Source organism: Kitasatospora sp. NPDC043950, from assembly GCF_056435345.1.
In genome coordinates this window covers 1-23,657 of sequence record NZ_JBWKER010000019.1, presented here as the reverse complement: position 1 = coordinate 23,657, position 23,657 = coordinate 1, and the positions used below count along the sequence as shown (strand labels likewise).

Below are 23,657 nucleotides of genomic sequence, written 5' to 3'. Positions count from 1 at the left end.
GAGGGGCCCGTCGGCACGACGGGCTGAGGGGCCCGGGTGGGCGGTCCGCGAACCAGTGGGAACGGCCGCCGTTCAGCCCCGGTTCAGCCCCGGAAGACCCAGATCTTCAGCAGCACGAACCGGGCCACCGTGGCCAGGCCGTTGGCGGCGACCAGTCCGGCGACCTCCACCGGCCGGGAGGCGTTCGGCGCCACCTGGTCCAGCAGGGCGAGCACGCCCGCGCTCAGGCCGAGCCCGATCAGGAAGGCCACCGCGCCCTGGAGCTGGTGCCGGACCATGCCCTGCGAGCCGGTGACCCCGAAGGTGAAACGGCGGTTGGCCGCGGTGTTGGCCACCGCGCTGACGGCCAGCGCGATCAGGTTCGCCGCCTGCGGGTCGGTGAACCACCGCGCGGCGACGAACAGCGCCAGGTAGAAGACGGTGCTGAGCACGCCGATGACCAGGAAGGACGGCAGCTGGCGGCGGGTCGACGGGGCCGGCTCGACGGGCTCCGCCGGTCCCTCGGTGACGGTCACCGGCCCGGGCCCCGCGCGTCGTCCTGCGCCGCGGCGTCCTGCGCCAGTTCGTCGTCCGCCGAGTCGTAGCCGACGAAGTAGGTCGGGCGGGCCTGCACCGCCGAGTAGATCCGGCCGACGTACTCCCCCAGCAGTCCGACGCAGATCAGCTGTACGGCGCCGATGAAGAGCATGCCGATGAACAGCGAGGACCAGCCGGGCACGGTCGCACCGAGCGCGTACGAGAGGGTGGTGTAGACCGCGAGGGCCAGGCAGACCACGAAGCTCACCAGGCCCAGCCAGGTGGCCAGCCGCAGCGGGGCGGCGGAGAAGTTGGTCACGCTGTCCAGCGCGAGCCGGACCATCTTGGACAGCGGGTAGTGGGTGCCGCCGGCCACCCGCTCCTCCCGGACGTACACCACCTCGCCGCTGGGGAAGCCGAGCCACGGCACCAGCAGCCGGTAGACGGGCTGGTGCTCGGGCAGCTGCTTGAGGGCCTCCACGGCCGCGCGGCTGAGCAGGCGGAAGTCGCCGGCCTGGTTGGGCATCCGCTTGCCGACCAGCTTGCGCATCAGCCAGTAGTAGGCGCCGGCCGTCCGGCGCTTGAAGGCGGTGTCGGTGGCGCGGTCCCCGCGCACGCCGTAGACGACGTCGAAGCCCTGCTCGCGGGCCAGGTCGAGCATCTCCGGGATCTTCTCCGGCGGGTCCTGGAGGTCCGCGTCGATGCTCACCACGTAGTCGCCGCGCGCCCGGTGGATGCCGGCGGTGAGCGCGGCCTGGTGCCCCGAGTTGCGGGCGAAGCGGACGATGCGGAACTCCGGCCAGTCCTGCCGGACCTTCTGCAGGACGACGGGGGTGGCGTCCGTGCTGCCGTCGTCGACGCCCACGACCTCGTAGTCGACCCCGAGCCCGTCCAGGATCGGCCGCAGCCGCTCGACGGTCAGCGGGAGCGCCTCCTGCTCGTTGTAGATCGGCATCACGACCGACAACAGTGGTGCCGTTGGCATGCGTTGGATCCCACTTTCCGCGACGGCGGGCTGGACGGTCGCCCGACAATAACAGCCGGCCATGAGCAGCCCGTGAGAGCCGGTGAAGGCCTGATGAAGGCCGAAGGGCTCCGCACACCTGGGTGTGCGGAGCCCTTCGGTTCGCCTGTACGGGACAGACAGGTCAGAACATCAATTACTTGATGATCTTGGTGACCTGGCCGGCGCCCACGGTGCGGCCACCCTCACGGATGGCGAACTTCAGGCCCTCCTCCATGGCGATCGGCTGGATCAGCGCGACCGTCATGGCGGTGTTGTCGCCCGGCATGACCATCTCGGTGCCCTCGGGGAGGGTCACGACGCCGGTCACGTCCGTGGTACGGAAGTAGAACTGCGGGCGGTAGTTGTTGAAGAACGGGGTGTGGCGGCCACCCTCGTCCTTCGACAGGATGTAGGACTGGGCCTCGAAGTCGGTGTGCGGCGTGACCGAACCCGGCTTGATGATGACCTGGCCGCGCTCGACGTCCTCGCGCTTGATGCCACGGAGCAGCAGACCGACGTTCTCACCGGCCTGGCCCTCGTCGAGCAGCTTGCGGAACATCTCGATGCCGGTGACCGTGGTGGTGGTCTTGGTCTCCTTGATGCCGATGATGTCGACAGTCTCGTTGACCTTGAGGATGCCACGCTCGATACGACCGGTGACGACGGTGCCACGACCGGTGATCGTGAAGACGTCCTCGATCGGCATCAGGAACGGCTGGTCCACGGCGCGGGCCGGGGTCGGGATGCTCTCGTCGACGGCGTGCATCAGGCCGAGGAGCTTCTCGCCCCACTCCTTGTCGCCCTCCAGCGCCTTCAGCGCGGAGACGCGGACGACCGGCAGGTCGTCGCCCGGGAACTCGTACTCCGAGAGGAGCTCGCGGACCTCGAGCTCGACGAGCTCCAGGATCTCCTCGTCGTCCACCATGTCGGCCTTGTTCAGGGCGACGACGATGTAGGGGACGCCGACCTGGCGGGCCAGGAGGACGTGCTCCTTGGTCTGCGGCATCGGGCCGTCGGTGGCGGCGACGACGAGGATCGCACCGTCCATCTGGGCCGCACCGGTGATCATGTTCTTGATGTAGTCCGCGTGACCCGGGCAGTCGACGTGGGCGTAGTGACGCGCCTCGGTCTGGTACTCGACGTGCGCGATCGAGATGGTGATACCGCGCTGCCGCTCCTCCGGCGCCTTGTCGATCTGGTCGAACGGCGTGAAGGGGTTGATCTCCGGGTACGCGTCGTGCAGCACCTTGGTGATGGCCGCGGTAAGGGTCGTCTTACCGTGGTCAATGTGACCAATGGTGCCGATGTTGACGTGGGGCTTCGTCCGCTCGAACTTCGCCTTCGCCACTGCAGTCCTCCTGAGGACAGTTCTGTACGCCGTGCTGACGTCAGTTGGTCTTTGATCGGGTTTGGCCCGAGGTGCCGGAAGCACCTCGCACCGTCCCGCGGGGTGGGGGCCGGAGGCCCCCCGGGAGGATCCGACCGGATCCTCCCGGGACGCCCCCTAATAGCCTAAGGGTTCGCAATCGTCCCGAATATCGGGACAGCCGCGGCCTCGTAGGGAGCCGGCTGGCGCCGGTCCTTACTCGCCCTTGGCCTTGGCGATGATCTCCTCCGCCACGGCCTTCGGAACCTCGGCGTACGAGTCGAACTGCATCGAGTAGCTCGCGCGACCAGAGGTCTTGCTGCGCAGATCACCGACGTAGCCGAACATCTCGGAGAGCGGCACCAGCGCCGTGACGACGCGGGCACCGTGACGCTCGTCCATGGACCGGATCTGGCCACGGCGAGAGTTGATGTCGCCGATCACGTCGCCCATGTAGTCCTCGGGCGTGGTGACCTCGACGGCCATCATCGGCTCGAGGAGGACCGGCTTGGCCTTCCGCGCGCCTTCCTTGAACGCCATCGAACCGGCGATCTTGAACGCGAGCTCGGACGAGTCGACGTCGTGCGCCTGGCCGTCGAGCAGCTTCACGCGGACACCCTGCAGCGGGTAGCCGGCGAGGATGCCGAACTCCATGGCCTCCTGGCAACCGGCGTCGACCGACGGGATGTACTCCCGCGGCACGCGGCCACCGGTGACCTGGTTGACGAACTCGTAGCCCTCGGCCTGCTCGAGCGGCTCGATCGCGATCTGCACCTTGGCGAACTGACCGGAACCACCGGTCTGCTTCTTGTGGGTGTAGTCGATGCGCTCGACGGCCTGACGGATCGTCTCGCGGTACGCGACCTGCGGCTTGCCGACGTTGGCCTCGACCTTGAACTCACGCTTCATACGGTCGACCAGCACCTCGAGGTGCAGCTCGCCCATACCCGCGATGATGGTCTGGCCGGTCTCCTCGTCCGTGTTGACCTGGAAGGACGGGTCCTCCTCGGCGAGACGCTGGATGGCAACACCCAGCTTCTCCTGGTCACCCTTGGACTTGGGCTCGATCGCGACGCGGATGACCGGGGCCGGGAAGTCCATGGACTCCAGGATGACCGGGGCCTTCTCGTCGGACAGCGTCTCACCGGTGGTGGTCTGCTTCAGGCCCATGACGGCGACGATGTCGCCGGCGCCCACCGACTCGATCTCCTCACGCTTGTTCGCGTGCATGCGGTAGATCTTGCCGATGCGCTCCTTCTTGCCCTTCACGGCGTTCAGCACCGAGGTGCCGGACTCCAGGCGGCCGGAGTAGATCCGGACGAAGGTGAGCTTGCCCAGGTGCGGGTCGGACATGATCTTGAACGCCAGCGCGGCCAGGGGCTCGTCGTCCGAGGCCTTGCGGGTGATCTTGGTCTCCGGGTCGTTGGGCTTGGTGCCCTCAACCGACTCGATGTCCAGCGGCGACGGGAGGTACTTGACGACCGCGTCGAGCAGGGGCTGAACGCCCTTGTTCTTGAACGCGGTACCGCAGAAGATCGGCGTGAAGGCCGACTCCAGGGTGCCCTTGCGGATCGCCTCGTACAGCAGCTCCTCGGGGACGTCCTCGCCCTCCATGGCGAGCATCATCACGTCATCGCTGACGTTCGACACCTCGTCCAGGAGCATCTCGCGGTACTCGTTCGCCTGCTCCTGCAGCTCGGCCGGGATGTCGACGATGTCGTACATCTCGCCCTTGGCGGCCTCGGCGGACCAGACCAGCGCCTTCATACGGACAAGGTCGACAACGCCCTTGAAGTCCGCCTCGGCACCGATCGGGAGCTGCATGACCAGCGGGGTCGCGCCGAGGCGGTCCACGATGGTCTTGACGCAGAAGAAGAAGTTCGCGCCCGTGCGGTCCAGCTTGTTGATGAAGCAGATGCGCGGGACGCCGTAGCGGTCAGCCTGCCGCCACACGGTCTCGGACTGGGGCTCGACACCGGCAACACCGTCGAACACCGTCACGGCACCGTCGAGGACGCGCAGCGAGCGCTCCACCTCGACGGTGAAGTCGACGTGACCCGGGGTGTCGATGATGTTGATGGTGTTGTCGACGTCGTCGACCGTCCAGTGACAGGTCGTCGCGGCCGACGTGATCGTGATGCCGCGCTCCTGCTCCTGCTCCATCCAGTCCATGGTGGCAGCGCCATCGTGGACCTCACCGATCTTGTACGAGACGCCGGTGTAGAACAGGATCCGCTCGGTGGTGGTGGTCTTGCCCGCGTCGATGTGCGCCATGATCCCGATGTTGCGGACCCTGGCGAGGTCAAGGGAGGTTGCAGCCATGGTGGCTCGTTCTCTCTCTGTCTAGTGACGGGGTAGGGACTACCAGCGGTAGTGCGCGAAGGCCTTGTTGGACTCGGCCATCTTGTGGGTGTCCTCGCGACGCTTCACGGAAGCGCCCAGACCGTTGCTGGCGTCGAGGATCTCGTTCATCAGGCGCTCGGTCATGGTCTTCTCGCGACGGGCGCGGGAGTAACCGACCATCCAGCGCAGCGCCAGGGTGCTGGCGCGGCCCGGACGGACCTCGACCGGAACCTGGTAGGTCGCGCCACCGACACGGCGGGACTTGACCTCGAGGGCCGGCTTGACGTTCTCCAGCGCACGCTTCAGCGCCACGACCGGGTCCGAGCCGGTCTTCTCACGGACGCCCTCGAGGGCGCCGTAGACGATCCGCTCGGCGGTGGAGCGCTTGCCGTGCAGCAGGATCTTGTTGACCAGCTGGGTGACGACCGGGGAGCCGTAAACCGGGTCGATGATGACCGGGCGCTTCGGGGCGGGGCCCTTACGAGGCATTCTTACTTCTCCTTCTTGGCGCCGTAGCGGCTGCGAGCCTGCTTGCGGTTCTTGACACCCTGGGTGTCAAGCGAACCGCGGATGATCTTGTAGCGGACACCAGGAAGGTCCTTCACACGACCACCGCGCACCAGCACGATGGAGTGCTCCTGCAGATTGTGGCCCTCGCCCGGGATGTAAGCGGTGACCTCGATCCCGCTGGTGAGGCGCACACGGGCGACCTTGCGGAGAGCCGAGTTCGGCTTCTTCGGGGTGGTCGTGTACACACGCGTGCAGACCCCACGACGCTGCGGGGAACCCTTCAGCGCGGGAGTCTTGTTCTTCTCGACCTTGTCCTGCCGGCCCTTTCGGACCAGCTGCTGGATCGTAGGCACCGTTTCTCCGTTTTCTGTGTGCCAAGGCTTGGTAAAACTAACCTGCGGTGATCCCCCGCACACGGCCCCGTGGTCGACCCACGCGGTCGGGTGTGTTGGGCTTATTCCGACACGGAATCCCATGAGCTGATGTACAGCGACGGCGCTCAACGCGCGGGGCGCTGGAAGGCGCTCCGGCTCGGCGCGGCGACCGGTGTGCATGCACGCACAAGGACCCGGGGACACCCCAGGCACAAGGTCAGAGCGTACCTAGCGCATCGGGCGCGGTCAAAACAAATGCAACGCCGCAGGTCGCGACCTTCGGCCGGATGTCCCGGGAGTGTCCCGGACGCGACCACCCGGTGTCGGGCCGCCCTCCACCCGCTCTACCACAGCCCGCCGACCGCCGCCACCGGGGCGGGACGCGCCCGGGGCGGCCCGCTCAGACCGGCACCTGCAGCATCACCAGGAGCAGCAGCGTCCAGAGCGCGCAGCCCGCGTAGCCGAAGAGCAGGCCGAGGGTGGAAACCCAGTCGCCGGCCCGGTCGTGGCTGCTCTGCTGGGCCTTCGCGATGTGCCCGACGACCACTGCGGGCAGCGAGAGGCCGGTCAGGCCGAAGACCAGTGAGGTGACCGCCAGCCCGTTGGTGGAGCGAACCGGCGGCGGAGGCGGCGGGAGGAAGGTCGCCGGGACGGGCGGGGCGGCGAAGGCCATCGGCGCCGGCATCGGGCCGGAGGGCAGGTCGGACACCAGCCCGGCCAGCTGGCCGTAGGTCTGCGCGACGGAGGCCTGCTCGTGGCGCTGCTCGTACTCCTCGGCGGAGAGCCGGCCCTCGGCGAACGCGGCCTTCAGCACGTCGATCGTCCGATCCCGGTCCGCGTGCCCGGCGCGCATCCCCGTGTGGAACCCGGGCTGCGGGACGGACTGCGGGACGGGCTGGGGCTGCCGGTCCCCGCGGCGATCCGGCTCGCCGGGGCCCGAGGCTCCCCACGGTTGAACGGCCATCCGCACCTCCCGGCACCCGGCGCGGCCCCGCGCCCCTCGCTGTCCCTCACTGCCCCTCATAGTGCAGGACGAACGGCGCAGCTGAGTAGTTGCCAATTCCAGCCCGGCACCCGCCGTAACGCGCCGTCCGGACGGCGCGCCTCACCCGTTCGGCCCACTCTCTCAGGGGATCCTCAACTCGGGAGACAGTCCGTTTCCGCAGTGACAGGCTGAGTCCGAGACACCCATCCGCCAGCGAACAGAGAAGGCCGCCATGCAGGCGTCAGCGCCGCCGCCGTCCGACCGCCCCGTACCCGTTCCCCCCTCCGCCGTCAGCATCCAGGGGCTGTGGAAGCACTTCGGCGGCCAGGCCGCCGTCGCCGGACTCAGCCTGGAGCTCCCGGCCGGCTCCTTCATCGGCCTGGTCGGCCCGAACGGCGCCGGCAAGACCACCACGCTGTCCATGGCCACCGGCCTGCTCCGGCCCGACCAGGGCACCGTCCTCATCCACGGCGGCGACGTCTGGGCCGACCCGGTCGCGGTCAAGGCCCGGATCGGCATCCTGCCCGAGGGGCTGCGGATGTTCGAGCGGCTCAGCGGCCGCGAACTGCTGCAGTACAACGGGCGGCTGCGCGGCCTGCCCGGCGCCGAGGTGGACCGCCGCGCGGAGGAACTGCTGGCCGTCCTGGACCTCGCCCGCGACGCCGACAAGCTGGTCGCCGACTACTCCACCGGCATGCGCAAGAAGATCGGTCTGGCCGCCGCGCTGCTGCACAACCCCGACGTGCTGTTCCTCGACGAGCCCTTCGAGGGCGTCGACCCGGTCTCCGCGCAGACCATCCGCGGCGTGCTCAAGCGGTACGCGGCGGCCGGATCCACGGTGGTCTTCTCCAGCCACGTGATGGAACTGGTCGAACAGCTCTGCGACTGGGTCGCCGTGGTCAACGCCGGCCGGGTGATCGCCCACGGCCCGCTGGACACCGTGCGCGGCGGGCGCAGCCTCCACGAGGCCTTCCTCGGCCTGATCGGCGTCCGCGAGGACGACGGCCAGGCGCTCGGCTGGCTCGGCGGACAGGCCGGTGGGCAGGCCGGCGCGCAGCTCGGGGGCGGGCAGCTCGGGGGTGGGCAGTGAGCACCGCCCCCGCAGCCGCCCGTACCCCGGTGCCCGACGGGCGGACGGTGGTCCGCGCCCTGGTGGCGCTCAAGCTGCGGCTGCTGCGCAACGGCCTGCGGCGCAGCCCCGGCCGGACCGCCGTGTACGTCATCGGCGGCGTCCTCGGTCTGGCCTTCGCGGCCGGCATCGCCTTCGCCCTCGCCATGATGAACGGGCGCTTCGACGGCTCCGGGGACGCCGGGGTGATGCTGCTCGGCGTGCTCACCCTCGGCTGGGCGGCGCTGCCGCTGTTCCTCTTCTCCAGCGACGAGAGCGCCGACCCGACCCGGCTCACCATGCTCCCGCTGCGGCCCGGCCCGCTGCTGCGCGGCTCACTGCTGGCCGCGCTGATCGGGCCCGGCCCGCTGGTCAGCCTGGTGCTGGTGACCGGCGCGGCGCTGTCCGGCGCCAACGGCGGTGCCTCGGCCGCGGCCGCGCTGGTCGGCGTCCCGCTGGCCGTGCTCTGCCTGGTCACGCTCTCCCGGGCGGTCGCCGCCGGCAACGCCCGGATGCTCTCCAGCCGGCGCGGCAAGGACTTCGCGATCTTCGGCGGACTGCTGTTCGCCCTGCTCGTGCAGGCCGCCAACGTCGGCTCGCAGAGCGTCTTCGGCCGGCCCGGGGACCACCTCGACCTCAGCCCGCTGGCGCCGATCGCCTCCGTGCTGCGCTGGCTGCCGCCGGTCGGCGCGGCGGACGCGGCCCGCACCGCCGGCGAGGGGCGGTACGGGCTGGCGCTGTTCCAGCTCGCCGCGGCCGCGGCGCTGCTCGCCCTGCTGCTGCGCTGGTGGCGCGGCAGCCTCCAGGAGCTGATGGTCACCGCCGACTCCTCCACCCTGGAGGTGGCCCGCGGCGTGCAGAGCTCGCGCGGCTGGAGCCTCCTGCCCGAGGGCCGGGTCGGCGCGGTGATGCAGCGCCACCTCCGGTACGCCTGGCGGGAGCCGCGGGCCAAGGCCGCGGTGTTCACCAGCATCGGCATGACGCTGGTGATCTGCGTGCTGTCGATGGTCCAGGGCTGGTCGAGCGTCTACCTGCTGGCGATGACCGGGATGTTCCTCGGGCTGCAGATGCTCAACCTGTTCGGCATGGACGGCTCGGCGTTCTGGATGGTCGCCGCCACCCTGCTCACCCCGGCCGACGCCCGGGACGAGCTGCGCGGCCGGGCCTACGCGGTGCTGTCGTACGCCGTTCCGGTGACGCTGGTGCTCGGGCCCGTGCTGGCCGCCGCCACCGGCGACTGGGCCGGCCTGCCGTCCGCACTCGGCCTCGCGCTCGCCCTGCTCGGCTGCGGCGTCGCGCTCGGCGCGACGCTCAGCGTGCTCGCGCCGTACACCATGCCGGCCGACAGCAACCCGATGCGCAACGCCGCCCCCGGGCAGGGCGGCCTGGTGCTGGTCAACCAGTTCGGCTCGCTGTTCGGTGTGGCGTTGCTCTCCCTGCCGGTGAGCGGCTATCTCGGCTGGGCGCTGCTCTCCGCCGGCCCGACCTGGCCGGTTCTGCTGGTCGGCCCGCTCTACGGCGCCCTGATCGCCGCCCTCGGCATCCGCTTCGCGGCCGGGCGGCTGCTGGAGCGCGCCCCGGAGATCCTGGCCAAGGCCGTCGAGCGCTGAGTCGCCTGCGTCACCCGGAGCGCCCGGTCCCGTCGAAGGGGCCGGGCGCTCCGGCATCATGGGCGGGAGGGCCGGACCGTCGAGGAGAGCAGGGACACACCGTGGGCAAGCGCGCGCAGCAGGACGGGGACGGGGGCGCCGGCCCACTGCTGGAGCAGGCGGTGCGATCGGTGCTGACGGCCCCGGACGAGACGCTGGACCTCGCTCTGGACACCGGGGCGTCGCTGCTCGCCGCCTCGGCCGGGCAGTGGCCGGCGGTCAGCCGGGCCCTGCTGGGGTACGCGGACACCGCCGTCGGCCGCTGCTGGTCCGCCGGGTGGCGTCCGGCCGACCTGGCCCGGGTGGTCCGACGCGGGCTGAAGCCCGTCCACCTGGCCCTCGCGGTGGACCTGATCGCCGCCGAGGGCCGTCGGCACCCCGCGGCCGCCCTCGACCGGCGCTGGCACGAGCAGCTGCGCGAGCTGGAGGCCGAGGTGTGGTGGCCGGGTGACGAGCAGTACCTCGGCGCCTTCGCCGACCGGCACCGGCTGGACCGCTTCGCGCTCGCCACCGCCGCCCTGGAGCTGCTGCGGACCTGGGGCCGGCTGCCGCCGATCTCCCCGGTCGGCCCCGCGCCCGGCCGGCGGCCGCAGGCCGAACGCGCCGCCGGCCCGCAGGCCGGCGAGCCGCGGATGCTGGCCCGGATCCGGGCGCTGCTGGCCAAGGCCGAGTCCACCGAGTACCCGGAGGAGGCCGAGGCGCTCACCGCCAAGGCCCAGCAGCTGATGGCCCAGCACAGCATCGACGACGCGCTGCTGGCCGCCACCGGCGACGACCGGAACACCCCGGCGGCGCTGCGGATCGGCGTGGACAACCCGTACGAGAGCCCCAAGACGATGCTGCTGGACGCCGTCGCGGCGGCCAACCGGTGCCGGGCGGTGTGGGCCAAGGAGTTCGGGTTCTGCACCGTCGTCGGCTTCGACGGCGACCTGGACGGCGTCGAGCTGCTCTACACCTCGCTGCTGGTGCAGGCCACCCACGCGCTCAACAAGGCCGGCTCCCGCCGGGACTCGCGCAGCAAGGCGTTCCGGCACTCCTTCCTGGTCGCGTACGCGGCGCGGATCCGCGAGCGGCTGACCGCCGCCACCGAGCGCGCGACCAGCGCCGCCGCGGCCGGCCGGCACCTGCGCGAGGACGGCACCGAGGAGCAGCTGCTGCCCGACGAACGGCTGCTGCCCGCGCTCGCGGCCCGCTCCGAGGCGGTGGACGACGAGGTCGGCCGGCTGTTCCCCAAGCTGGTCTCGCAGCGGGTCCGGGTGAGCGACGGCGTGGGCTGGGCGGCCGGGCGCGCCGCCGCCGACCGCGCCGCGCTGCACGGGCGCGCCGGGCAGATCCGCCGGTAGACCTGATAGAACGGATCCCGCCATGAACCAAGGGGGATCGACGTGACGGAGTCGGCGGCCGAATCGGGATACCGCGACCGGGTGCGCGGGGCGCTGCTCGGCGGGGCCGTCGGCGACGCGCTGGGCTGGCCGGTGGAGTTCCAGCAGCTCCAGCAGATCCAGCAGCGGTACGGGCCGGACGGCGTGACCGGGCTGCCGGCCGGCGCCGGGCCGGTCGAAGTCACCGACGACACCCAGATGACCCTGTTCACCGCCGAGGGCCTGATCCGCGCGTTCGTCCGCGGCTGGACGGGCGGCGGCGGCTCGGTGCCGGAGGCCGTCCACGCCGCGTACCGGCGCTGGCTGCTGACCCAGCGCCAGGGCTCGCCGGACACCGCGCCGCAGCCCCGCCCGTACGACGGCTGGCTGCTGACCAGGCCCTTCCTGTACGCGTCGCGGGCGCCCGGCAACGCCTGCATGAGCGGGGTGTCCGAGCACCCGGAGTTCGAGTCGCCGTCCGTGATCGGGCAGCCGGGGCCGATCAACCCGGGCTCCAAGGGCTGCGGCACGGTGATGCGCTCGGCGCCGTTCGGGCTGGCACGGCTCGGCGTCGAGCTGTCCTTCGGGCTGGCCGTGCAGTGCGCCCAGATCACCCACGGGCACCCGACCGGCTACCTCTCGGCGGGCGCCTTCGCGGCGCTGGTCGAGCGGCTCGCCAACGGGACCGAGCCGTGGGCGGCGGTCGGCGAGACCGTGGAGCAGATCCGCGAGCTGCCGGGGTCCAAGGAGACGGTGCAGGCGCTGGCCCGGGCCGTCCGGGTGGCCCAGGAGTCGCAGCCGACGGCGGAGTCCGTGGAGCGGGTCGGGCTCGGCTGGATCGCCGAGGAGTGCCTGGCCATCGCGGTGTACTCGCTGCTGGCGACCACCCTCGAACCCGACCCGGTGCGCAGCGCGCTGCTGCTGTCGGTGAACCACTCCGGGGACAGCGACTCCACCGGCGCGGTCTGCGGCAACCTGGTCGGCGCCGCGTACGGCGCCTCGGCGCTGCCCGCCGAGTGGGCGGGGGCGGTCGAGGGCCGGGCCGAACTGCTGCGGGTCGCGGACGACCTGCTGGTGCTGTTCGGCAGCCGCGACCCGGCCCACCCGGCGCTCGGCGGGCGCTACCCGGCCTGGTGACGCCCGGTCCTCCTCCGGCTGCTTCGCCCACTTCGCCCGCTTCGTCCGCGGGTCGGTTCAGGGCGCCTGCGGGTCGGCTCAGGACGCCTGCGGGTCGGTGACCTGGCCGAGGAACAGCGGCCGCCCGTCGGCGGTGTCGCGGATCAGGAACAGGAACGGCCGGTCGATGTGCAGTTGGACGGACTCCGGCGCGGCCGGCGCTGCCATCGCCGCCACCCCGGCGCCGCTGCCGGCCGCCGCGACCGTACCGTCCTCGTTCACCTCGACGGTGGCCTTCTGCACCACCGCGCCCAGACCGAGCGGCTCCTTGGCGGTGATGCCGGTGATGCCGGTGATGCCGGTGAAGTCGGGCGCTTCGAAGGCCGCCTTGACGCCGAGTGAGCGCAGGGCGGGGACGAGGTCGTTGGCCGTGTCGAAGTGGAACCGCGGCAGGGTCAGGTCGACGGACCGCTCGTCGAGCCCGCCGAGGATCCGGTCGAGCTGGGCCTGGTCCAGGCCCTTGCTGAAGGCCGTGTACCCGCCCTGCGCGGGGACGATCAGGTCCATCGCCAACCCGCCTCCCGCATAAGGGAGTTCGACGGCCTGCCAGGGTTCGCCGACGATGCCGCCGGAACCCTCGGCGTACCGGAGGGTGCCGGTGCGGCTCATCGTGCTCACCGACGGGGTGGAGCCGTCCAGCCGGTGGAAGGGGCGCTCGGAGGTGTTCGCGGGCTTGAACCCGGAGGCCCACGCCGCCTTCAGGTAGAGCGCGTCGGTGAGTGCCAGCCGGGTGTCGGCGGTGATCTGTCGCGGGCCGAAGAGTTCCTTGATCCGCCCCTCGGTGGCCTTCTCCACCGCCGCGTTGATGCTCCTGCAGGCGTCGGCCGGGTCCTTGGCGAAGTCGACGGGGTGCACGCCGGTGTCGAAGGCGGCGGCGAGCGTGTCCAGGTACTCCGGGGCGACGGCCAGGCCCTGCTGCGTCCACAGGTCGTCGGACCGGCGCAGGACGACCTGGTCGCCGCCGGCCCGGCTCCCGCGGTCCGGCGCGCCGACGGCGAGGGCGTACTGTCGCGGGTCGAGCCCGGTGTGCAGGGCCTTGGCCAACTCCTCGGCGGTGGCGCCGCGCGCCCCCGGCAGCAGCATCCCGAGCACGCTCGCCAGCCCGGCCGGCGAGACCACGACGTTGCGCCCCGCCCCGTCCGGTGTCGCGGTCAGCGCGTGCAGCAGGTCCAGCCCGAAGGCGCTGGTCCCGGCCGCCACCGCCGCCACCTGCCCCGGATCCACCGCCGCCCGGCTCCCCGACGTCGAGGCCCGCACCACCACGGGCCCCCCGCCCGCCGCACTCCCGCACCCGGCCAGCGCCGGGCCGACGGCCAACCCGGCGGCGAGAAGCAGCCCCACCCGACGGCGGGAACGGCCATGCCCTGCGGTGCTGCGCTTCGTCATGGCCCTTCGACGCACCACCCCCGAACCCGGTTCCGCCCGGGCCCAGAGCGCAGGTCGTGGAGCTCAGTCCCAGAGCGCAGGTCGTGGAGCTCAGTCCCAGAGCGCCCCGAGCTCGAGCAGCTCGTCCCGGTACTCGATCCGCTCCACCCACTCCTGCGGCCAGACCGACTCCCCGTGACGGGCCCCGGCGAAGGCGCCGGTCAGACAGGCCAGGGAGTCCGAGTCGCCGCTGGAGTAGGCGGCCCGGCGGACGGCGGCCACCGGGTCGTCCGGCAGCAGCAGAAAGCAGAGCAGGCCGGTGGCGAAGGCCTCCTCGGCGACCCAGCCCTCACCGGTGGCCAGACACGGGTCCGCTTCGACGTCGGGCGCGGCGAGCGCGGCGTCCAGCCGGTCGAGCACGGCCAGGCAGTCGTCCCAGCCGCGGGCGATGACGTCCTGCGGCGAGCGGCCGTGCCAGCGCGCGGCGAGGTCGCCGAGTCAGAACTCGTCGTACCGCTCGCGGCTCGCCAGCGCGTACGCCCGCAGCACCGCGGGCAGGCCGGCCGGCGGAACGTCCTCGGCGAGCTTGCGGATGGCGTACGCGGTGAGGTCACTGGCGGCGAGTGCGGTCGGGTGCCCGTGGGTGAGCGCGGACTGCAACTGCGCGGCGCCCGCGAGCTGGCGGGCGTCGAGTTCGCGGATCAGCCCGACCGGAGCGACCCGCATGTTGGCGCCGCAGCCCTTGGAGCCGACGTCGCTCGCCTGCTGCCAGCGGTACGCGGGGCGGCTCAGCCGCTCGCAGGCGCGCAGGCAGGTCATGCCGGGAGCACGGTTGTTCTGCGGGGAGCGCCACCAGTCGACGAACTCCTCGCGAACGGGCCGCTCCAGCCGTAGCGGGGTCAGCGGCCCGCGCTCCAGGGCAATGCGCAGACCACGGCCGAGGGCGAGGGTCATCTGGGTGTCGTCGGTGACCAGCGCCCTTGGGGGCAGCGGAAGTTGCCGCCAGTCCGGGTGGTCGTCGGCAATCATCCCTACCGTCTTGAACTCGGTCACCCGGCCGATCGCATCCCCGATCGCCAGCCCCAGCAGTGACCCCGTCGCCTTGCCCACAGCTCTCCCCCGTTCCTCGAACCGACCCCGACCTGTCCCAGCCCTCGATCTAGACCTCGACCACCAGTTCCCTGAGGCCCCGGATCACGTAGCCCGGGTTCCACTCCGGTTCGCGGGCCAGGCGCAGGCCGGGGGCGCGGCGCAGGAGGGCGCCGTAGGACTCGGTGAGTTCCAGTCTGGCGAGCGGGGCGCCGAGGCAGAAGTGGATGCCGGCGCCGAAGGTGATGTGGGGGTTGTCGGTGCGGCCGAGGTCGAGGCGGTCGGGGTCGGTGAAGCGCTCGGGGTCGCGGTTGGCGGAGCCGAAGAGGAGGGCGACCTCGGAGCCGCTCGGGATGGTGACGCCGCGCAGCTCGATGTCCTCCAGGACCCACCGTTCGAACAGCTGCAGCGGGGTGTCCCAGCGCATCAGCTCCTCGATGGCGGTGGGCAGGAGCGCGTCGGTCGCGCCGCGCAGCCGGGCGAGTTCGCCGGGGTTGCGGAACAGCGCCCACCAGCCGTTGCCGGTGGTGTTGACGGTCGCCTCGTGGCCGGCGTTGAGCAGCAGCACGCAGGTGGAGATCATCTCCTGCTCGCTGAGCGCGTCGGAGCCCTCCTGGGCCTGGATCAGCGCGCTGATCAGGTCGGTGCCGGGGGCGGTGCGGCGTTCGCGGATGAGGGCGCGCAGGTAGTCGGAGAACTCGGTGCTCGCGGTGACGGCCTTGCGGGCGGCCTCCTCGCTCGGGTTGAGCTCGTACATGCCGGTGATGTCGGCGGACCAGGGCCGCAGCAGGTGCCGGTCGCCCTCCGGCACGCCGAGCATCTCGGCGATCACGGCGACCGGCAGTGGCTCGGCGACGGCGGCGATCAGGTCGCCGCCGCCGGCCGCGAGCAGGCCGTCGACGAGTTCCCCGGCGAGCCGCTGGACGGTCGGCCGCAGGCCCTCGACCATGCGCGGGGTGAAGGCCTTGGAGACCAGCCGGCGGATCCGGGTGTGGTCGGGGGCCTCCAGGTCGAGCAGCCCGAAGTCGTTGAGGGTGTGGAAGGGCTCGTGCGCCGGGTCGGGTTCGGGCCGCCCGAACTCCTGGTGGCTGAAGCGGTGGGTGTAGGTGCGCCCGAGCCGCCGGTCGCGCAGGAGCGCGCTGACGTCCTCGTGCCGCGAGACGAGCCACTGCCCGGTCGGCTCGAAGTACGTCACCGGCGCGTGCTCGCGCAACTCGGCGTACGCGTCGTACGGGTGGGCCACGAACGCCGCCGCCCAGGGGTCGAACTTCGCCGTCGTCGTCATCGCTCGATCACTCCAGGCCATGAGGGGGGAGCCGGAAGGATCATCGTACGCATGCGGTTCACCCGTTTTTAAGCCCCTTCTTCAGAGCCCCTCCCCCACCAGCCTGCGCACCAGGGCCGGCAGTGCCTGGGAGATCGGCTCGCGGATCACCTCGTCGGCGGCCTCGTCGTACGGCGTCGGCTCGGCGTTCAGGATGATCAGCTTCGACCCGGTCCGCACCGCGTTGTACGGCAGCGCCGCCACCGGGAACACCTGAAGGCTGGTACCGACCGCGATGAACACGTCGCAGGCGCGGGCGATCGAGTCGGCCTGCCCGAGCACCTCCTGGTCCAGGTTCTCGCCGAACATCACCGTGCGCGGCTTCAGGATCCCCCCGCACGCCCGGCAGGCCGGGTCCGGCTCGCCCGCCTCGACCCGCCGCAGCGCCTCCGCCATCGGCCCCGTCGCCGCGCAGCCCAGACACTGCACCTCCAGTGCGGTGCCGTGCAGTTCGAGCACCTTGCGCGGGGCCAGCCCGGCCCGCTGGTGCAGCCCGTCCACGTTCTGGGTGAGCACCCGCAGCGGCAGCCCCGAGCGCTCCAGATCGACCAGCGCCCGGTGCCCGGCGTTCGGCTCGGCCCCCAGCACACCCGTCTCCAGCCTCAGCCGCCACGCCCGCCGCCGCACCTCGGGATCGGCACGGTACGGGCCGATGGTGACCAGGTCCTGGGCCGACGGGTCCCGCTGCCAGAGCCCCTGCGGGCCGCGGTAGTCGGGGATGCCCGAGTCGGTCGAGATGCCCGCGCCGGTGAGGACGGCGATCAGGGGGCGTTTCGCGTTCATGCCCCGGACGGTACGGGCGGCCCGGTTCGGGGCGCCAGCGAAAATCCGGGTGCGCCGCGCCAACTACCGCCGCACACTGGGCCGGTCACCCCACCACTTGCCAAGGAGCCCCGTGCAGGGAGCAGTCAGCGTCTCGCCCGTCCAGATTCCCGAGTTGCTGCTCGGGCTGGCCACCGTCCGGCCGGTGTTCCTCTGGGGCGCGCCCGGGATCGGGAAGTCCTCGCTGGTGCGGGAGTTCGCCGAGTCGCTCGGCCTGGAGTGCGTGAGCCTGGTCGGCACCCAGCTCGCCCCGGAGGACCTGATCGGTGTCCCTCAGCTGACCCCGGAGGGCCGTTCCCGGTTCTGCCCGCCCGAGCAGATCGCCCGCGACGAGCCGTACTGCCTGTTCCTGGGCGAGCTCAACGCAGCGACCCCGGACGTCCAGAAGGCGTTCTACTCGCTGATCCTGGACCGCCGGATCGGCTCGTACGAGCTGCCGCCCGGCTCGATCGTGATCGGCGCCGGGAACCGCGCCACCGACGGCGCGCTCGCCCGGCCGATGGCGTCCGCGCTGGTCAACCGCATGGTCCACGTGCACCTGCGGGCCAGCGCCGCGGACTGGCTGCGCTGGGCGGCCGGCGCCGGCATCCACCCCTGGGTCATCGACTACGTCACCGACCGGCCCGACCACCTGTGGTCCGCCCCGCCGAAGACCGAGGAGCCGTTCTCCACCCCGCGCGCCTGGCACATGCTCTCCGACGCGCTGCACTCCTTCGGCCCCACCTTGGACGAGGAGACCCTCAAGGTGCTCGCGTACGGGCTGCTCACCCCGCAGCACGCGATCGCCTTCTGCGGCTACGCCAAGATCGTCCGCAACGCGTACGGCCTGGAGGCGATCCTCAAGGGCGACGCCCGCTGGCCGCACCGGCTGGAGGACCGCGACCTGCTCTACTACCTGGCCGACGCCTTCCGCGGCCGCCTGGTCAAGGAGCTGCCGGCCAGCAAGGAGCACGCCTCGGGGGCGCAGCGGCAGACCGCCTTCCGGGCCAAGTCGCTGCTGGTGCAGCTGGCCGAGATCTCGGTGGAGGTCGCCCAGACGGTGATCGCCGACGGCGCGGACGGCAATCCGGTGCTGCCCTCCTGGTTCCTGATCGAGGCGGCCCGGGACATGCCCCGGCTGGTCGAGGCCCGCCGGTGAGTCCTTCCGTCCAGAAGGGTGCGAAGAAGCCGGACCCGGGCGCGGAGGTCTTCGCCGAGGGAGTCCGGCTGCTGCGCCAGAATCCGGCCTTCGACGCCGTGCCCGCCGATTTCTGCCGCCGGGACGACTGCGGGCTGGCCCCGCCCGGCGGCTGGGCGGTGGTCGACTCCGACGGCACCGTGCACGTCAACCCGCGCCGCCGGGCCGAACCGGAGGAGTGGGCCTGGGTGCTGGCGCACTGCCTGCTGCACCTGGGCTTCGGCCACGTCCCGGCCGCCCGGGGTATCCGGGTCCAGCCCGACGTCTACGAGGAGGCGGCCCGCTGCGCGGTGGTGAACCGTTTCCTCGCGACCTTCCCGGTCGGCCGCCCCCCGGTCGCCCTCCCGCAGGAGTACCCGGGCGGCGACGAGGAGGAGCTGACCGCCCGCTGGCGCCGCGACGGCCTGCCGCCGGCCGTCACCGCCGGGACGGCCGGCACCGCCGACCACGACCAGCTGCTGGTCGAGTGGCAGAACTACGGCCACACCCCGAAGGACTGGTCGATGGCCTTCGCCGCCGCCCTCACCCGCACCATGTCCGCCGCGATGGACCGGGCCGGCGGCCGTTTCGACCAGGAGACCGGCGAGCGCCTGCCCGTACGGCCGTGGACCAGGGCGCTCGGCTGGTTCGTCTCCTCCTACCCGCTGCTCGGCGGCATCGCGGCCGGCCTCACCGTCGTCGCCGACACCGAACTGGCCCGCGCCCACGGCATCACCATCGCCGCCGTCAACGCCGAGGCCGGCGAGGTCTACATCAACCCGCTGCGCCAGCAGACCGACGAGGAGTGGCGGTTCATCCTCGGCCACGAGATGCTGCACGCCGCCCTGCGGCACGGCGAGCGCCGCGGCGGCCGGGATCCGTTCCTCTTCAACGTCGCCGCCGACTACGTCATCAACGGGTGGCTGCTGGAGATGGGCGTCGGCGACATGCCGGAAGGCCTGCTGCACGACCCGCAGCTGAAGGGGCTGTCGGCCGAGGAGGTGTACGACCGGATCGTCCGCGACGAGCGCCGGATCCGCCGGCTCGCCACCCTGGCCGGCAAGAACCGCCCGGACATCCTCGGCGCACCGCTGGACCGCGGCCCGCGCGACTACGTGGACCTCGACGACTTCTACCGCCGCGGCCTCCAGCAGGGCTTCGAGCTGCACCAGCGCGAACGCGGGCTGCTGCCCGCCGGGCTGGTCGAGGAGATCCGCGCCCTCGCCCACCCGCCGCTGCCCTGGGACGCCCGGCTGGCCCGCTGGTTCGACGAGTTCGTGCCCCGCCCGGAGCCGGTCCGCAGCTACTCCCGGCCGGCCCGCCGGCAGTCCGCCACCCCGGACATCCCCCGGGCCGGCCGCTACCACCCGCCCGAGGAGGTGCCGCGCTGCACCTTCGGCGTCGTTCTGGACACCTCCGGCTCGATGAACCGGGTACTGCTCGGCAAGGCACTCGGCGCGATCGCCTCGTACGCGGCCGCCCGGGACGTGCCCGCGGCCCGGGTGGTGCACTGCGACGCCGCACCGCACGACGCCGGGTACGTCCCGGTCGGCGAGATCGCCGGCCGGGTCCGGGTGCGCGGGCGCGGCGGCACCGAGCTGCAGCCGGGCGTCGACCTGCTGGAGCGGGCCGAGGACTTCCCGCGCGGGGCGCCCGTGCTGGTCATCACCGACGGCGCGTGCGACGTGCTGCGGGTGCGCCGCGAGCACGCCTTCCTCGTCCCCCGGGGCGCCGGGCTGCCGTTCACCCCGCGCGGACCGGTGTTCCGGATGAGCTGACGGGCGCCCGCCCCTCCCCTGCGGGAGCGGCCGTCCGTCCGTACCGCCCGGTCGGACCAACACCGGTCAGACCAGTACCGGGCGGGGAGCGGCGGAGCGGCGGGCCAGCGGGGCCAGCGCCGCCAGGTAACAGACCGAGGCCACCGGGATCAGCGCCAGGTCGACCCCCGAGGCGGCGGTGCCGACCAGCATCAGCACCGGGCTCCACCAGGGCAGCGTCCGGGCCGCGCCCACCGCGGCGGCGACCAGCAGAGCCAGCAGGCCGACGTAGAACAGCAGCGGGCCGATCCGGTAGACGGCCGGCAGTACCCCGGGGACGCCCTGGACGCGGTCGAACAGCCGCGACTGCCCGGCCTTGTCCGCCGCCGCCAGGCCGACGTACAGATCGATCCCGATCTGCACCAGCGAGGCCGCCAGGCCGACGAACGCCGTCCCGAGCGCGGCACCGGCCGCGAGCCGCCCGGCCGTGGTCCCGCGCGGGGCGAGGAGCCCGCGCAGGGCGAGCAGGACCGGGGCGAACAGCAGCAGCCCGGCGAACATCGCGGTGTGGCCGACCGTCCAGCCGAGGCCGGGCTCCCGGGAGCCCGGGACCAGCCGGATCCCCCCGTAGAGGGCCATCAGGGCGGGGGCGCCGACGACGGCGTAGGCGGTGCGGCGGTTCTGCTGCGGGGTGTTCATCCGACGGTCTCCTGTGGTGATCCGCGGCCCCGGCAGGTAGCTGGTGGCCCGTGGTCCGTTCCGACACCACAGATGCTGTCCGCCGCACCCCTCGTCGCGGATCGCCCGCACCGGCGAACCCGCCGTCTCCCCCGCACGAGGGAGCCCCGACCAGGGGCCCCGACCAGGGGCCCCGACCAGGGGCCCGCGCGCCCGGCGTGATCCGGAGGGGGGCCCTACGCCTCCCCCGCCACCACCGCGCCGGCCTCGTACGCGAACACCACCGCGTGCACCCGGTCCCGCAGCCCCAGCTTGCTCAGCACATTGCTGACGTGCGTCTTCACCGTGTGCTCGCTGACCACCAGCTCGGCCGCGATCTCCGCGTTGGAGAGCCCGCGCGCCAGCAGCCGCAGGGTCTCCTGCTCGCGCAGGGTGAGCTGCTCGAGCAGCTTGGACGGCGGCCGCACCGCCCGCTCGGGCGAGCCCGGGCGGCGGGCGGCGAACTCGCCGATCAGCCGCCTGGTCACCGAGGGCGCGAGCAGCGCCTCCCCGGAGGCCACCATCCGCACCCCGTGCGCCAGGTCGTCCCGCCGGACGTCCTTGAGCAGGAAGCCGCTGGCGCCCGCGTACAGCGCGTCGAAGACGTAGTCGTCGGCGTCGAAGGTGGTCAGCATGATCACCTTGGTGGACGGGAACTCGGCGCACACCCGGCGGGCCGCCTCCAGCCCGTCCATGACCGGCATCCGGACGTCCAGCAGCAGGACGTCCGGGCCGTGGGCGCGGACCGCCTCGACCGCCTCGGCGCCGTCGCGCGCCTCGGCCACCACCTCGATGTCGGGCTGCGCGTCCAGGATCATCCCGAACCCTGCCCGCACCAGCTCCTGGTCGTCCGCGACGACCACCCGAATCGGATTCATCCGCCCGCCTTCTCCACCACGCCCGCCACCCCCAACGGCAGCCGGGCACTCACCAGGAAGCCCTTGCCCTCCGGTCCGGGCCCGGCCTCGGCCCGCCCGCCGCAGGCCGCCGCCCGCTCCCGGATGCCGACCAGCCCGCGGCCGCCGGACCAGCCGTTCACCGCGCCGCCGACGGTCACCGGCAGCCCGCGCCCGTTGTCGGACACCATGACCTCCAGGGTGTCCCCGGACCGCCGCACCCGGACCGCCACCCGGTCGGCGCCGGAGTGCTTGACCGTGTTGGTCAGCGCCTCCTGCACGATCCGGTACGCCGCCGCCTGGAGGTCGGCGGGCACCGCGCCCAGCCCGTCGGCCAGTTCGAGCTCCACCGCCGGTCCGGCCCGGCGCACCCGCTCTGCCACGTCGGCGAGTTCGGCCAGCCGGGGCTGCGGGGCCAGCTCAGGGCTGGCCCCCTCCTCCTTCAGCACTCCGAGGACGCGACGCAGTTGGACCATCGCGTCGCGGCCCGCGTCGGCGATGGTGTCGAAGGCGCGGATCGCCCGGTCCGGGTTGGCGTGCACCACCAGCGGCCCGGCCTCGGCCTGGATGATCATCAGTGAGACGGCGTGCGCCAGGATGTCGTGCATCTCCCGGGCGATCCGGGCCCGCTCCTCCACCACCGCGCGGCCCGCCTCACTCGCCGCCCGTTCCCCCGCCTCGCGGGCCCGCTCGGCCTCCAGCCGGGCCAGCCGCCGCTGGGCGCGCACCAGCGAGCCGAAGACGAACGAGCCGACCGAGGTGAGCAGGCTGAACAGCATGCCGTTGGGCGAGTGGGTGCCGATCACGTTGGCGACCACCACCACCGCCAGCACCGTCCAGCGCTGCCGGTCCGGGGAGCGCTCCGCCACCGTGTAGATGCCGATCACCCCGGCCAGCGGCACCTGCGGACTCGCCGAGTGCGCCACCACGGACAGCGTCATGAGGGCCACGCTGCCCGCCGCCAGCGCGGCCAGCGGCGCCCGGCGCCGCCAGGGCAGCGACAGCGAGGTGGACACCGCCACCAGGTAGACCCACCACGGCCAGGCCGTGTCGTCGTTGCCGACCGCCCAGACCGAGATCCCGGCCGATGCCACGGCCAGCAGCGAGTCCAGCACGTACGGACTCAGCCCGGCCGACCAGCTCTGCCAGCGCGCCGCTCGCACCACCGCCGCCCCTCCCCCGGGTCCGGGGGCGCCGCCCCCGCGGAGAAGATCATGCCCTACCGGCAGGACCTCCGGAACGGCCCGGTCAGACACCGTCGACCGACACTCCGCCGGCGCCCGTGCGCGCCGTGATGCTGCGCGCCGCCCCCGGCTGCGAGGGGATCCCGAGTTCCACTCCGCCGGCCCCGGCGTGCGCGTCCACCGCGTACGCCTCCCCGGCCGGCACCCTGACCCGCACCCCGCCGGTCTCCGCCTTCGCCTCCACCTTCACGGGTGCCGCCGCGAAGTCGGCCCGCACCCCGCCGGTCCGGGTGCTCAACCGGACGGTCTGCGAGGTCAGCCGGGTGGCCTCGACCCCGCCGGTGTCCACCGAGGCCTCCACCTCGGCGGCCAGCCCGACCAGCCGTACCCCGCCGGTCTCCTGGGTCACCCGCACCTTCGTCCCGGCCGGCACCTGCACGGTGTACCCGACGCCGCAGCCCCGGCAGTCGTACGTCAGCCGCAGCACGCCGTCCTTCACCTCGTGCGTGGTCCGCGGCGCCTCGCCCCGGTAGTTCTGCTCCTCGGTCACGTGCACCGCGTCGCCGCCGCCGGTCACCACGATCCCGCCGGTGTGCGCCTCGACCACCAGTTCCCCGACCGGCTCCGACACCCCGTAGTCCACGGTCCGGTGCTCCTGGTCGTCCCCGAAGGGCAGGCAGGCGGACATCCCGACCAGCACCGCCCCCGCGATCGCCATCGCGCCCAGTACCCGCTTCATGCCCGGCCCCCTTCGAAAGCCCCGCCGTCCCGACACGCGAAGCCTCCCCCGGCCGTCCCCTCCCCCGCCTCCCTCACCAGAGCGGTTCCGGGCCCCCCCCCCCCCCAGGGAGGGGGCGCTCCCCGGAACGACAAAGGGACCGGAGGGTTGGTGCCTCCGGGCCCTTCTTTTTTTCTCCGTAGGGGGGGAGAGAGAGCGGGAGAGGAGCGGGGGA

General features: G+C 72.7%; 20 protein-coding genes and 1 pseudogene. 6 read left to right on the top strand and 15 right to left on the bottom strand.

The genetic code is table 11. The features are described 5' to 3' along the window. Positions 1-83 precede the first annotated feature (83 nt). From AC07BF_RS15010 to AC07BF_RS14980, 7 genes are all read right to left on the bottom strand, one after another. Positions 84-515 (bottom strand): GtrA family protein, encoded by a 432-nt coding sequence (locus AC07BF_RS15010; protein WP_363580096.1) that lies wholly within the window; start codon positions 513-515, stop codon positions 84-86. Further along, positions 512-1,501 carry a glycosyltransferase family 2 protein gene (locus tag AC07BF_RS15005; protein ID WP_363580094.1) on the bottom strand — a complete coding sequence of 330 codons (990 nt, stop codon included), beginning with the start codon at positions 1,499-1,501 and terminating at the stop codon, positions 512-514. Before AC07BF_RS15005 ends, AC07BF_RS15010 begins: the two co-directional genes overlap by 4 nt. Before the next feature lie 175 nt (positions 1,502-1,676). Further along, entirely contained in the window at positions 1,677-2,870 is a 1,194-nt protein-coding gene (tuf, locus tag AC07BF_RS15000) for an elongation factor Tu (protein WP_031063092.1), read from the bottom strand. A 234-nt stretch (positions 2,871-3,104) separates the two neighbouring features. Next, the gene (gene fusA, locus AC07BF_RS14995) at positions 3,105-5,210 is read right to left on the bottom strand and encodes an elongation factor G (protein ID WP_063348955.1); all 2,106 of its coding nucleotides are present in this window, start codon (positions 5,208-5,210) and stop codon (positions 3,105-3,107) included. 39 nt (positions 5,211-5,249) lie between these two features. Further along, the gene (gene rpsG, locus AC07BF_RS14990; protein ID WP_148644378.1) at positions 5,250-5,720 is read right to left on the bottom strand and encodes a 30S ribosomal protein S7; all 471 of its coding nucleotides are present in this window, start codon (positions 5,718-5,720) and stop codon (positions 5,250-5,252) included. A gap of 2 nt (positions 5,721-5,722) precedes the next feature. Next, the gene (rpsL, locus tag AC07BF_RS14985; protein WP_014144289.1) at positions 5,723-6,094 is read right to left on the bottom strand and encodes a 30S ribosomal protein S12; all 372 of its coding nucleotides are present in this window, start codon (positions 6,092-6,094) and stop codon (positions 5,723-5,725) included. Between the two features lie 421 nt (positions 6,095-6,515). Continuing rightward, positions 6,516-7,079, bottom strand: coding sequence for a DUF1707 and DUF4190 domain-containing protein (locus AC07BF_RS14980; protein WP_363580092.1), 564 nt, complete (start codon positions 7,077-7,079; stop codon positions 6,516-6,518). 253 nt (positions 7,080-7,332) lie between these two features. Here AC07BF_RS14980 and AC07BF_RS14975 point away from each other — a divergent pair, with 253 nt between their 5' ends. The 4 genes from AC07BF_RS14975 to AC07BF_RS14960 all read left to right on the top strand — a co-directional run bounded on the left by AC07BF_RS14975 (position 7,333) and on the right by AC07BF_RS14960 (position 12,355). After that, positions 7,333-8,190 carry an ABC transporter ATP-binding protein gene (locus AC07BF_RS14975; RefSeq protein ID WP_363629380.1) on the top strand — a complete coding sequence of 286 codons (858 nt, stop codon included), beginning with the start codon at positions 7,333-7,335 and terminating at the stop codon, positions 8,188-8,190. Further along, complete coding sequence (locus AC07BF_RS14970; protein WP_363629378.1) at positions 8,187-9,818, top strand: GumC domain-containing protein; 1,632 nt, start codon at positions 8,187-8,189, stop codon at positions 9,816-9,818. Before AC07BF_RS14975 ends, AC07BF_RS14970 begins: the two co-directional genes overlap by 4 nt. Before the next feature lie 101 nt (positions 9,819-9,919). Next, a complete protein-coding gene (locus AC07BF_RS14965) occupies positions 9,920-11,200 on the top strand; it encodes a DUF2786 domain-containing protein (RefSeq protein ID WP_363580086.1) in 1,281 nt (426 codons plus the stop codon). A 42-nt stretch (positions 11,201-11,242) separates the two neighbouring features. Further along, positions 11,243-12,355 (top strand): ADP-ribosylglycohydrolase family protein, encoded by a 1,113-nt coding sequence (locus AC07BF_RS14960; protein ID WP_363629377.1) that lies wholly within the window; start codon positions 11,243-11,245, stop codon positions 12,353-12,355. Positions 12,356-12,433: 78 nt separating this feature from the next. Here the strand turns inward: AC07BF_RS14960 and AC07BF_RS14955 are convergent, their stop codons facing one another. The 4 genes and pseudogenes from AC07BF_RS14955 to AC07BF_RS14940 form a co-directional block, all read right to left on the bottom strand. Beyond that, positions 12,434-13,618: a serpin family protein gene (locus AC07BF_RS14955; RefSeq protein WP_363629375.1), complete on the bottom strand. Its 1,185-nt coding sequence runs from the start codon at positions 13,616-13,618 to the stop codon at positions 12,434-12,436. Positions 13,619-13,870: 252 nt separating this feature from the next. Beyond that, positions 13,871-14,869 (bottom strand): annotated as a pseudogene (locus AC07BF_RS14950) (ADP-ribosylglycohydrolase family protein). Between the two features lie 49 nt (positions 14,870-14,918). Continuing rightward, positions 14,919-16,133, bottom strand: coding sequence for a cytochrome P450 (locus AC07BF_RS14945; RefSeq protein ID WP_363629372.1), 1,215 nt, complete (start codon positions 16,131-16,133; stop codon positions 14,919-14,921). Between the two features lie 81 nt (positions 16,134-16,214). Then, the gene (locus AC07BF_RS14940; RefSeq protein WP_363617965.1) at positions 16,215-16,955 is read right to left on the bottom strand and encodes an SIR2 family NAD-dependent protein deacylase; all 741 of its coding nucleotides are present in this window, start codon (positions 16,953-16,955) and stop codon (positions 16,215-16,217) included. 112 nt (positions 16,956-17,067) lie between these two features. On the opposite strand from AC07BF_RS14940, the gene AC07BF_RS14935 reads away from it, so the two are divergent. Both AC07BF_RS14935 and AC07BF_RS14930 read left to right on the top strand, forming a co-directional pair. Next, positions 17,068-18,132: an AAA family ATPase gene (locus tag AC07BF_RS14935; protein WP_478333448.1), complete on the top strand. Its 1,065-nt coding sequence runs from the start codon at positions 17,068-17,070 to the stop codon at positions 18,130-18,132. Continuing rightward, the gene (locus tag AC07BF_RS14930; protein ID WP_478333447.1) at positions 18,129-19,928 is read left to right on the top strand and encodes a vWA domain-containing protein; all 1,800 of its coding nucleotides are present in this window, start codon (positions 18,129-18,131) and stop codon (positions 19,926-19,928) included. The genes AC07BF_RS14935 and AC07BF_RS14930 overlap by 4 nt, the downstream gene beginning before the upstream one ends. Positions 19,929-19,994: 66 nt before the next feature. On the opposite strand, the gene AC07BF_RS14925 is transcribed toward AC07BF_RS14930, so the two are convergent. The 4 genes from AC07BF_RS14925 to AC07BF_RS14910 form a co-directional block, all read right to left on the bottom strand. Beyond that, positions 19,995-20,606: a hypothetical protein gene (locus tag AC07BF_RS14925; RefSeq protein WP_400809066.1), complete on the bottom strand. Its 612-nt coding sequence runs from the start codon at positions 20,604-20,606 to the stop codon at positions 19,995-19,997. Positions 20,607-20,821: 215 nt separating this feature from the next. Next, positions 20,822-21,502, bottom strand: coding sequence for a response regulator transcription factor (locus tag AC07BF_RS14920; RefSeq protein ID WP_363580070.1), 681 nt, complete (start codon positions 21,500-21,502; stop codon positions 20,822-20,824). Then, a complete protein-coding gene (locus AC07BF_RS14915) occupies positions 21,499-22,686 on the bottom strand; it encodes a sensor histidine kinase (RefSeq protein ID WP_400986091.1) in 1,188 nt (395 codons plus the stop codon). The genes AC07BF_RS14920 and AC07BF_RS14915 overlap by 4 nt, the downstream gene beginning before the upstream one ends. An 82-nt stretch (positions 22,687-22,768) precedes the next feature. Then, on the bottom strand, positions 22,769-23,443 hold the full coding sequence (locus tag AC07BF_RS14910; RefSeq protein ID WP_400986093.1) for a DUF4097 family beta strand repeat-containing protein: 675 nt from the start codon (positions 23,441-23,443) through the stop codon (positions 22,769-22,771). Positions 23,444-23,657: the final 214 nt, after the last annotated feature.